This window comes from Saprospiraceae bacterium (assembly GCA_026129545.1).
GTDB lineage: Bacteria > Bacteroidota > Bacteroidia > Chitinophagales > Saprospiraceae > M3007.
Window position 1 is genome coordinate 3068367 of the sequence record JAHCHX010000001.1, and the last position, 10999, is coordinate 3079365.

Here is a 10999-nt window from a genome sequence, read left to right on the forward strand (position 1 = left end):
AAGGTAGGCAATTCACGCGCTTTCCAAAATCACTTTTCCCCTACATTCGCCCTGCTTTTGCCGGGTCTTCGGCGAGCAATTATTTCCATTCACCACCCCTCTTGTTATGGAGCGCATCAGCGTTTTCGATATTTTCAAAATTGGCATAGGGCCTTCGAGTTCGCACACGATGGGGCCTTGGCGTGCCGCGCAGCGTTTTTTAAGAGAAATCAATTTGAGGCAAGTTGCTTCCGTCCAAGTGGAGCTCTATGGCTCGCTTGCAAAAACGGGCAAAGGACACGGCACTGACCTCGCCGTGTTGCTTGGGCTGAATGGCGACGACCCGGTGACGATTCCAGTAGAGGACGTGTCCGCGAATTTTGAGCAAATTCACCGGAGCAAGAAGATTCGCTTGGGAGGCCAGTGCGACGTGCCGTTCGACCCTGAGCGCGATGTGGTTTTTCACTTTGACCAGACTTTGCCATATCATGCCAACGGCCTCATTTTCAGGGCTTTTTATCATAACGGAGAAGGCGAGAGCCACACCTATTATTCTGTGGGCGGTGGGTTTGTGGTGAAAGAAGGGGAACAAAATCAAGGCTCCGACACCCATTTGCCTTTCCCTATTGACCGAGGGGAGGAGCTGCGCCAATGGTGTGTGCAGGAGGGGCAAAACATTTCTGACATCGTGTTTCGGAATGAACTTGTTTGGCGTTCGCCGGAGCAGATCCGCACGGATTTGCTCAACATCTGGTGGGTGATGAGGGATTGTATTTTCAAAGGATGCCACACCGACGGGGTGTTGCCCGGCGGACTTGATGTGGCCCGTCGCGCCGCACCGTTGAGTCACAAATTATTGAAAGACAGACCCTACCGCAATGTGGAAGATTGGATTTTTCAAATCAGCCGAGGCGGGCACACTTTTCAGGAAACGCTCAAATGGGTCAGTTGCTTCGCGTTGGCGGTGAATGAGGAAAATGCTGCTTTTGGGCGAGTGGTGACAGCTCCAACCAACGGTGCGGCGGGCGTTATTCCTGCCGTGCTGATGTACCATGTTTGTTTCAGCGACCTTTTTCAGGGCGATGCCGATATTGTGAAGTTTCTTCTGACGGCGGGTGAGTTGGGCAGTATTTTCAAAAAAGGAGCGACGATTTCTGCGGCCATGGGGGGATGTCAGGCAGAGATTGGGGTGTCGTCCGCGATGGCAGCAGGCGCATTGACCGAGTGTCTGGGCGGCTCTTACGCACAAGCGATGATGGCTGCTGAAATCGCGATGGAGCACCACCTTGGCATGACGTGCGACCCCATCGGCGGCCTTGTGCAGATTCCTTGCATCGAGCGCAACACGATGGGCGCTATCAAGGCCATCACCGCTAGTCAAATTGCCCTCGAAAGCGACCCCTCGAAAGCCAAGGTCAGCCTCGACGCGGTCATCAAAACGATGAAGGAGACTGCTGCCGACATGAACACAAAGTACAAGGAGACGGCTGACGGCGGGCTGGCGGTGTCGGTGAATTTGGTGGAGTGCTAATCGCTGTCAAGCAAGGCCGACCAGACTGGGTCGGAAGCGGCGGGCTTGGCCACCAGATTTATCTCCTCGCCTGACACGGGGTGCTGGAATGCCAATTTCCACGCATGAAGATGGATGGAGCGGTCGCGATTGCCGCGCCGGAATCCGTACTTGACATCTCCTTTGACGGGGCATCCGATGGCGGCCAGCTGCGCCCTAATCTGATGATGTCGCCCCGTTATCAACTCTATTTCGAGCAAATGATACCGTTCGCTGCTGCCTACAAGTCGGTAGCGGAGCTCCGCTCGTTCGGCGCGGGAGTCTGATTCAGTCGTGACGACGCTGATGTTTTTTGCTTCGTTTTTTCTAAGAAAATGAACGAGGGTGCCCTCTGTGGCGGGCGGCATATTTTGAACGACTGCCAGATAGGTTTTCGCTATCGAGCGGCTGCGAAACTGTTCTGTGAGTGCCGCCATAGCCGATTTTGTTTTGGCAAAAACCACCACCCCGCTCACAGGGCGGTCGAGGCGATGCGCCAAGTGAAGCGGCTGCCGACAGTATGACTCTGCCTGTGCTTGCAGTGGCACGTTGCCCGTTTTGTCGGGTTGCACCGCAGTGCCCGGTGGTTTGTTCAGGGCAATGAGCTGGTGGTCTTTATACAGAATGTCGAGCATGAGCAGCGAGTGGTAAGGGGAATGGTGAAGTGACGGTATGTCCTGTGGGGCGTCATTTTATTTCTTCGTAGTCAATGTATTCTCCGTCGTCGTCAGGACGGGCCTTTGGCACGTTGTGATGTTGCGCGTGGAAAGTTGGCGGCGGCGGGGGTGGGGGAGCCTGACGGGGTCTTGGCGGGAAAAGCATGGGGCGCAGTGCTTGATAAAGCCATACGATTGCCAACAGAGTGAAAAGCCATTTTAAAAGCATGAGCGGTTGTTGATAGTTTTATATGCGAGTTAGGGCTTGAAGTTCTTTAATGTCTGATATTCAAGCATTCGTTCGGGAGGTGATTTGACATCACCACCTGAACAGCACACGTTTTCAGTATTTTGCCTCAACCACTGATTCGCGTTTTTACCCTTTTTCAAGCGTGTTCCATTCGCGCAGCTATTGCTCGTTCGAGAATTTTTTTTTCAAAAACGGATGCCCGAACACAGCCAATATGATGATAAGCACACCATAATAAAAACCCGGACTCAGGTCTTTGTGCTCATGGAATAGCACTGCTGCCAGTAAAACGCCATAAACGGGTTCGAGGTTGATGGTAAGATTGGTGGCAAACGCGGAAATGTGGCGCATGGCCAGCAACGTAAGGTAATAAGGGAGCAACGTGCACACCCACGCCAGCACACCCAGCCACGCCCAGTCCCAACGCGCCGGCATCACCGCCAGTTCGGGGGTGTAGGCCAAGGCAAAAGGCAGCGAGAGAGAAGTCACCACCAGCCCTCCGAAGAGTTCCACGAAACTCATCACCAAAGGTGGGGGCGGTGTTTTTTCTTCCAAAATTTTTTTATTCAATGCCGTAAAAACGGCAGCGAGCAAGGCTCCCAAAATGCCAACGGCAAAACCCAGCCGCATTGTCCAATCAATGTGACCCACCACCAAGGCCATGCCCGGCAGGATGAAAATGCCGAGCGCGAGCTCGTACCACTTCACCTTTTGTCGCAACAGCCACGGCTCGGTAAGCGCCGCGAAGAACGAAGTGGTGGCCATGGAAGCAACGGCCACCGATGCATTGGCGATTTTGATGGCACCGTAGAAACACAGCCAGTGGATGCCAACCAAAACACCCACGCCCAACAAACGCAGAAACATCGCGCGTGTCAGCCCCAATATGTGCCTGAAGGGAAGCAACAAAATCAACGTGACGCAGCAAATCAACACCCGCCACCACACCAAAGGCAACGCTTGTAACGAAATCAACTTGCCCAAAATAGCTGTGAAACCCCAAATAAGGACGCAAAAATGCAGATAGAGGTAGGCGCGGAGCTTATCAGTCATGGCCGCAAAGGTAGCGCAGCCGTTTAGACGCTTTCCAAATTTCTTGCTCGCCCGCCCGTTGACAATGGTGTGACAGTGGGCTGCAACCTCGCCTACTACTTTTACGTCAATTTTGAGAAATACACCCTCGACAATCTGAACAAAAGCCATGCTCGACGGCTACCACATCCTCACTTTGACGCACCGCGACGCCCCTTTGGAAACCATCGGGCAACTCGTAATACCGGGCGACGACACACCCGCAACCCTACGGGCATTGAAAGCCCGATTCGCTTGGGACGAACTGCTCTATCTCTCCACCTGCAACCGGGTGGTTTTTCTTTTTTACAGTGCCGCCCCAGCGAGTGATGACCTGCCCATCAGCGTGTTGAAAGAAATTTGCCCCCATTTGTCGGAGCAAGTTCAGGATGCCATCGCGGACAAAATGCGCCTATTGCATGGCGCCGAAGCCGTCCGCCACCTCTTTGAGGTAGCGGGTTCTTTGGATAGCCTCGTGGTCGGCGAGCGCGAAATCATTCGTCAGCTTCGGGAGGCCTACGACCGCAACCACGCTTGGCATCTTACGGGCGACCATCTGCGTTTGTTGATGCGCTTCACCATCGAGACAGCCAAAGAGATTTATTCCCAAACGGCTATCGGCGAAAAAGCCCTTTCTGTCGTGGCACTAGCTTTTTCGGCCATGCAAAAAACGGGTTTGGCAAAAGACGCTCGCATCCTTCTCATCGGCGCGGGGCAAACGAACACCTTGTTTTCCAAGTTTTTGGCCAAAAACGGCTACCATAACGTCACTGTTTTCAACCGCACGTTGGAGAATGCCGAACACCTCGCCGCCACACTCGGCGGTCGCGCCCTGCCCTTCGATGCGCTGGAACATTACTCCGAAGGTTTCGACGCGCTCGTCGTCTGCACGGGAGCGACGCAAGCCGTGGTGACACCCGCGTTGTATCGCTCGCTTCTGGCTGGCGAAACGTCCCGCAAAACGGTGGTTGACCTTTCCGTGCCGAACAACGTGGACAAGCGAATAGTGAGCGAACACCCCGTGCATTTTGTTGAAATAGAATCCTTGAAAACCGTCGCAAACGAAAACCTCGCCCACCGCGAGCGAGAGCGCCTCAAAGCGGGCGATATCATCGAACGGCGCATCCTTGCCTACCGCGAACTGTGGCACGAGCGACAAGTGGAGCGGGCGCTTGCCCACATTCCTGACGAGGTGCGTGCCGTGAAAGAACGCGCTGTGAATGAAGTTTTTGGAAAAGAATTCGCCGAACTTGACAGTGCCGCACAAGCATTGATGCTCAAAATGCTGAACTACATGGAGAAAAAATGCGTGGCCATTCCGATGAAGGCTGCGAAGGCGGTCGTGCTACGGGGCAAGAACAGCAAAAGCGTCAAATTGGTCTAACTCGCACCCCAAAAATCTCCCCTACAATTTTTGCCATTTTCGGCCCTTCCTGAAGCATTTCTGATACGGTAAGGATTGGCCGTCGCCTATGTAAGCCCGGTCACTCGGGGTGCATCTGCTGGGTGAGAACACCAAGCAAGGCGGAATAAGTCAGTTGTGTAGGGCCTCCGCCGCTCCCACCTGTACCTCCACCGCCACCAGAGCCGCCTCCGCCAGAGCCACCGCTACCACTTCCAGAACCGCTGGCGGCACCACCGCCACCTGAACAATCGCAAACTTCGCTTTCAACAACTACGTTGGAATAATCACAATTTGTAAAAGCAAAAACTTGGCAAGCGAGTATGATATCAAAATGAACGATGCAGTCACACCCTTCATTGCGGTCAAGCGCACTCGTCCCTCCCGCTTTGAAGACAGATTTTACTTCTCCAACCGGAGCTCCATTATGCATCCGAAGGCCGTTGACGAAATGTTGGCCTATATCAAAGAATATGTAGAGGCCAGTAAATGTATTGAAGTCAAGTACTCCGTTGTTTGCTTGATGATAAGCGGTATCAGCCAGATAAACAAGCAGGCGGGCTGAAATACTGTCATTATTTATCTTGCTGAAAAGCAACCTTGCGCCAGACCGACCTTGGTTGTGATTGGTCAACCATTCGTCGGGTACTGGCACTATCACTATTTCCTTGCCAGATTGTGAATGACCAATAAAAGCCTGTTCCCAAGCAGGCTCCATACTCACCAATCTAAACGAGGTGGTGTCATTGCCATTAAGGGGATGCGGGGGGAATGAATTTAAATGACCATAATAAGTCATCGCCTCCCAAATGCTAATGGGATAATTCACGCTTGGAGAATAGTCGCCTATCTCATCAGGAGTATCAAATGGCGCAAAGCCATCTTTTTCACAGCCAAGAAGCAAGAGTAAGGAAAAAAACGTGATAATAGCTGGGCGGAAGCCAGACGTTGGTAAGCGTTTCATAAAATGAAGATGTTTTGACAGCCTTAGGTTTTTCCTGCCTCGCGCGCTAGTGGGGGGCCTTTGCCGTCGGGGTGAAACAATGTTTTGTTGCGGCAAACGTAAAGGCTTTTTGCAATTTAGGCAAATTTGCCTAAATTGTTTGTTTGTAACCTCTTGAACCTCGTGGTGTGAAATACACTACTTATCCGGCTGGGCTTAAAGCTTTCGGCAAGAGAATGAGAGCGTTGAGAGAATCTCAAGGTCTCTCGCAAGAGGCGTTGGCTTGGAAGGCCGACTCCGAACTCAGTCAGATAAGTCGAATGGAGCGAGGCATCATCAATGCCGGGCTTAGTCAAGTTTTCAAGATTGCCCAAGCGTTGGATGTCCATCCAAAGGAGTTGTTCGATTTTGAATTGCCGAAGGAAGACCTTCCCCTATAAAATAGGCCGCGTTCCGCTTCCCGTTTTTTCCAACCCGCATCTGCAACCCGAAAGTTTTCTCTTCGCCGCTTTCAATCGGCACTACGTCCGGCCAGAATTGCGTCGCGCTTTGGAAGAAGTGGCCGAACAAACGCAAACCCGTTATCCCGGCTCGGTTGTTTGGTATATGGATGCTAATTTTCCTTTCATTGATGGGTATCCACAGGAACCGCATTTCAGCCATAAAGACGGGAAAAAGGTTGACCTTGCCTTTTTTTGGAACGACGCGAAAAGTGGGAAACCGATGCCAGGCGCGCCTTCGCCATTCGGATACGGCGTTTGCGCCGAACCCTTGCCCGGCGAGTACGACTATGCCGCCGACTGCGAAGGCAGGGGGAGGTGGTACATTTCTCTGCTAAAAACCCTCGCGGAGCCATTTTTTAACAAGGAGAATTATACTTTTGATAAAGAGAAAACCCGCGAGTTGGCGCGGCTTTTGGCAGAACACCCGTCGGTCGGGAAAGTCTTGATTCAGCCGCATTTGGAAAAACGCCTCGGGCTGGAACGCTACGACAAATTCCGCCAGCATGGCTGCAAAGCCGCCCGTCACGACGACCATTTTCACGTTCAATTATGACCTCGCGCCCTCTCGTTTCCATCATCACCGTCAACTTCAACCAAGCGGACGCGACCTGCGAATTGCTCGACAGCATTCGGCGGCAGGATTATCGGAATGTGGAAATTTTCGTGGTGGACAACGGCAGCCAGGAAAATCCCGCGCAGGTGTTTTCAGAGAAATACCCCGAAGTCCAATTCATCCGCAGCGAGCAAAATCTGGGGTTTGCCGGGGGCAACAATCTGGCGCTGAAACAAGCCAAAGGCGACTTTCTTTTTTTCGTCAACAACGACGCGGAACTGACGGCGGGTTGTATCGAACGGCTGCTCGCCTTGTTCGAACGAGTGCCGGATTTGGGGATTGTCAGCCCAGTAATTTGCTATTTCAGAACGAACAACGAACAACCGCGTCCGAACGGATATTCATCCGGGCGGGCAACAACCAACAACGACATTATTCAATACGCTGGCATGACCCGTGTGAATCCCTTCACAGGACGCAACCGAACCATCGGCAACAAGGATGTTGACAAAGGTCAATTCACTGAACCTCAACCAACTGCCTACGCGCACGGCGCAGCGATGATGATTTCGCGGCGGGTGTTGGAACAAGTCGGCCCGATGGACGAGGTTTTTTTCCTGTACTACGAAGAACTGGATTGGTGCGAGCGAATCCTGCGGGCAGGATTCAGCGTCTGGGTGGAACCGCGTGCCCGCGTGTATCACAAAGAAAGCCTGACGGTGGAGAAACTCGGCGCGTTGAAAACGTACTATCTGAATCGCAACCGCGTGTGGTTCATGCGGCGCAACTTCGGCGGCTGGCGGCTGGCGTTTTTTTTCGTTTTCCTTTTTTTGGTGACGATTCCGAAAAATATTTTGCTCTACCTGCTGCGCGGCGAGACGGAAAATTTAAAGGCGTTTTTGCGCGGCGTTTGGTGGAATTTTGGCGCGAAATTTTCCAAAGAGGAGACAGGATTCACATGATTTACAAGATTCAATTTTTTGTTTTCAAAAACCTGTAAATCACATCAATCCTGTCAAAAACCGATATATGCAAATCATTTTTTCCCTACTTGCGCTTCTTCTCATCTTGCAACTCGTGTACCCCTTCGTCACCGTGTTGCTCGCGCAAGTATTTGGGAAAGAGCGGCTTAATCCTAACAACTCAAACCCTTCAAACTCCTCAAACCTCTCAAACCCTCTCCACTTCGCCTGCATCATCACCGCCTACCGCAACGCCGCCATCGCCAAGCCCCTTGTCGAGTCGCTGCTGCGGCAAACTTACCCGAACCACACGATTTATCTCGTCGCCGACGAATGCCCAGACTTCGATTTTGGCATTTCGGATGAGCGATTTGTCTTGCTGCGCCCAGATTCGCCGTTGCGCTTGAAAGTGAAAAGTATCATTCACGCGGTCGAACATTTCAAACGCCCGCACGATTTCATCGCTGTTTTTGATGCCGACAACCTGGCCCACCCGAATTTTCTGGAGGAAATAAACTGCTACGCGAACGCGGGTTTTCGCTGCATTCAGGGGCAGCGAACAGCGAAAAATTTAGACACAACCTATGCGGCGCTCGACAGCATGGGCGAGCATTACAAAAACTACATCGAGCGCGAAGTGCCGTATCGGCTCGGCGGCTCGGCGGTCATCAGTGGGTCGGGCATGGCGACGGAGGCAGAGCTGTACAGAGCCTATTTGGCAAGTCCCGAAATCGAGCGCGGCCAACTCGCGGGAAAAAAGATGTTGCAAGAGGACAAAATCCTTCAAAACTTCCTGCTGTGGCGCGGCGAAAAAATCGCGTACGCCCGCAGCGCCATCGTTTTTGATGAAAAAGTGGAGACGGGTGAGGCGGTGGAAACCCAGCGCAGCCGCTGGCTTTTTTCCTATTTTCAAAATCTGCCGAACTCGGCGGGACTGCTGTTTCGCGGGCTTACAAGGTTGAATTTCAACCAGTTTTACTTTGGCTGGGTCACGCTGGCTTTGCCGATGTTCATCCAAGTCGGGCTGGCGGGATTGTTGGCGATTTTTGGGGGGGGCATCGCGCCGTCTTGGTCATTGGCTCTGGTGGTCGCGCTCGGCATTTTCGCTTTGAACATCTTATGGGTCCTGAAACTCGACCATGCGCCGAAGCCAGTCTGGGACGCTGTTTGGAACGTGCCGAAGTTTGTGTGGCGGCAAATGACGAGCCTTTTGAAAATGCGCGACCCGAACAAACATTTCAAACACACCGAACACCGAAAACAGGTGTCGGTGGATGAACTTGTAAAGCCGACTTTCAGTCGGCCCGAAAACGAACAGCAAGCCGACTAAAAGTCGGCGTTACGGCATGAACCGCATCGAATACATTGACTTCGCCAAAGGCTACGCGATTTTCACCATTGTGTGCTACCACGCGCTACAACGGCTTGAGTTGTCGGCACTTTTGCAAAAAGCGATTGTGTTCGGTGGCACAGGCGTTCACTTGTTTTTTCTGTTGTCGGGGTTCGGATTGGTGCTGTCTTCAAACCCCTCTCCTTCGGGAAGGGTCGAGGTGGGGCTTTTTTACAAACGCCGCCTCGTCAAAGTTTGGCTACCCTACGTTTTGGCTCTCACGATTAGTTTGTTGGGGGCGATTTTGTTGGGATTGTTTCCTGACCGATTTGATGCGTGGCTGGCAGGCGCGGGTCTTTACCAGATGTTTTCGGAGCGATACATCGAGAGTTTCGGCGGGCATTTTTGGTTTATCAGCGCGATAATTCAGTTCTACTTGGTTTTTCCTTTTCTGCTTTGGTTGAAAAGAAAGATGGACAACCATTCGCTGTTTTTCGGAATCGCACTCGCTGTTTCCGTTGCTTGGTGGCTGATTGTTTACTTTTTGGGGAAAGGCGATTCGCGGGTTTGGAATAGTTTCTTTTTGCAGTTTTTGTGGGAGTTTGCGTTGGGGATGGTGCTGGGAGATGGTACACGGCGAACGGTACAAGGTACCCGGCATTTTTGGAACCATGCTTGGTGGATTTATTTGCCTATCGCTCTGATTTTTAGCGGAATCATGATTTTGATGATTCTGAAAATGGGTGACGCAGGCCGCGTTTTCAACGACATCCCGGCGCTCGTCGGCTACGCGGCGTTCAGCGTTTTTTTCTTTCAAATCGGGGACAAATTCCTGCCGCTGCTCAAGCGGTTTTTCCTGTGGGTGGGCAGTATTTCCTATTCGCTCTATCTCGTGCATATTTTAGTGTTAGAAATTTATTTGCGACTGCTTCATTTGATGGGCGTTTCGGCAAATTGGCTAAGTTTGCTGCCGTTCCTTGCCCTCGCGCTGTTGGCTGGCCGCGCTTTTGAACCGCTGAGCGTGTGGTGGACAGGAATTTTTGAAAGAAAGAGAATATGAAACGCCTCCTGATTTTTTCCCTCATTCTCAATGTGCTGCTCGCGTCAGGCATCGCCTACATGGTGCACCGCCTCGGTGGCTGGAATTACGCCCTTTATCGCCTTCGAAGCGGCGAGGCAGGGCTTTACACGCACCGGAAAACGCTTTTTGAAAAGTTGCCCGAACGCCCCGGCGCAGTCGTGATGCTTGGCGATAGCCAAACGTCGTTGTGCGAGTGGCAGGAATTGTTGGGCGATTCCATCCGAGTGCTGAACCGAGGGATATCGGGCGATTATGTGAATGGCGTTTGGGGGCGGTTGGGTGAGGTGCTGCGGCACAAACCGTTGAAAATTTTTTTATTGATTGGCGTGAACGACTTGTTTTTGGGCAACGAGCCGGAGGCTATCGAGGCGCGGTATCGAGAGATTGTGCAAAAAATCCGACGTGATTCACCCGATTCGGAACTGATTTTGCAAAGTGTTTTGCCCGTGAACGGTACAGTAAGAAGCCTGCCTGCCGGGAATGTCGAGATTCAGGCGCTGAACGTTCGCATCGCGCAAATTGCCAAAGACTATGCCCTGCCTTATGTTGACCTGTACAGCCAACTGACCGACGTGAGCGGGGATTTGTCGGCGCGATTCACTGACGATGGGATTCATTTGAACGGGATGGGGTATTTGGTTTGGAAAAAAGAAATCGAAAAAGTTATAGGAGATGAGAGATAAGTCATCAAAGTTGTGCTCGGTAATCTCTTATAGCTCA

Annotated in this window: 12 protein-coding genes; 8 read left to right on the plus strand and 4 right to left on the minus strand. The window is 52.1% G+C overall.

Annotation, left to right across the window (positions count from 1 at the left end; translation table 11 throughout):
• Positions 1-106: 106 nt before the first annotated feature.
• A complete protein-coding gene (locus KIS77_11950) occupies positions 107-1510 on the plus strand; it encodes an L-serine ammonia-lyase (protein ID MCW5923053.1) in 1404 nt (467 codons plus the stop codon).
• Here KIS77_11950 and KIS77_11955 read toward each other — a convergent pair.
• From KIS77_11955 to KIS77_11965, 3 genes are all read right to left on the minus strand, one after another.
• On the minus strand, positions 1507-2163 hold the full coding sequence (locus KIS77_11955; protein ID MCW5923054.1) for an RNA pseudouridine synthase: 657 nt from the start codon (positions 2161-2163) through the stop codon (positions 1507-1509). The two genes, KIS77_11950 and KIS77_11955, sit on opposite strands and share 4 nt — an antisense overlap.
• Positions 2164-2215: 52 nt before the next feature.
• Positions 2216-2413, minus strand: a complete 198-nt coding sequence (locus tag KIS77_11960) for a hypothetical protein (GenBank protein ID MCW5923055.1) — start codon at positions 2411-2413, stop codon at positions 2216-2218.
• A 180-nt stretch (positions 2414-2593) separates the two neighbouring features.
• Complete coding sequence (locus KIS77_11965; GenBank protein ID MCW5923056.1) at positions 2594-3487, minus strand: DMT family transporter; 894 nt, start codon at positions 3485-3487, stop codon at positions 2594-2596.
• Between the two features lie 148 nt (positions 3488-3635).
• Between KIS77_11965 and hemA the strand changes: the two genes are divergently transcribed.
• Positions 3636-4889, plus strand: coding sequence for a glutamyl-tRNA reductase (gene hemA / locus KIS77_11970; protein MCW5923057.1), 1254 nt, complete (start codon positions 3636-3638; stop codon positions 4887-4889).
• Positions 4890-4989: 100 nt separating this feature from the next.
• On the opposite strand, the gene KIS77_11975 is transcribed toward hemA, so the two are convergent.
• Complete coding sequence (locus KIS77_11975; GenBank protein MCW5923058.1) at positions 4990-5871, minus strand: hypothetical protein; 882 nt, start codon at positions 5869-5871, stop codon at positions 4990-4992.
• Positions 5872-6038: 167 nt separating this feature from the next.
• Here KIS77_11975 and KIS77_11980 point away from each other — a divergent pair, with 167 nt between their 5' ends.
• From KIS77_11980 to KIS77_12005, 6 genes are all read left to right on the plus strand, one after another.
• Entirely contained in the window at positions 6039-6290 is a 252-nt protein-coding gene (locus KIS77_11980) for a helix-turn-helix transcriptional regulator (protein ID MCW5923059.1), read from the plus strand.
• Entirely contained in the window at positions 6259-6906 is a 648-nt protein-coding gene (locus KIS77_11985) for a hypothetical protein (GenBank protein ID MCW5923060.1), read from the plus strand. The genes KIS77_11980 and KIS77_11985 overlap by 32 nt, the downstream gene beginning before the upstream one ends.
• Positions 6903-7868, plus strand: coding sequence for a glycosyltransferase family 2 protein (locus KIS77_11990; GenBank protein ID MCW5923061.1), 966 nt, complete (start codon positions 6903-6905; stop codon positions 7866-7868). Before KIS77_11985 ends, KIS77_11990 begins: the two co-directional genes overlap by 4 nt.
• Positions 7869-7935: 67 nt before the next feature.
• On the plus strand, positions 7936-9198 hold the full coding sequence (locus tag KIS77_11995) for a glycosyltransferase (GenBank protein ID MCW5923062.1): 1263 nt from the start codon (positions 7936-7938) through the stop codon (positions 9196-9198).
• 16 nt (positions 9199-9214) lie between these two features.
• Positions 9215-10258, plus strand: coding sequence for an acyltransferase (locus KIS77_12000; GenBank protein MCW5923063.1), 1044 nt, complete (start codon positions 9215-9217; stop codon positions 10256-10258).
• Entirely contained in the window at positions 10255-10962 is a 708-nt protein-coding gene (locus KIS77_12005; protein MCW5923064.1) for a hypothetical protein, read from the plus strand. Before KIS77_12000 ends, KIS77_12005 begins: the two co-directional genes overlap by 4 nt.
• The last annotated feature ends 37 nt before the right edge of the window (positions 10963-10999 follow it).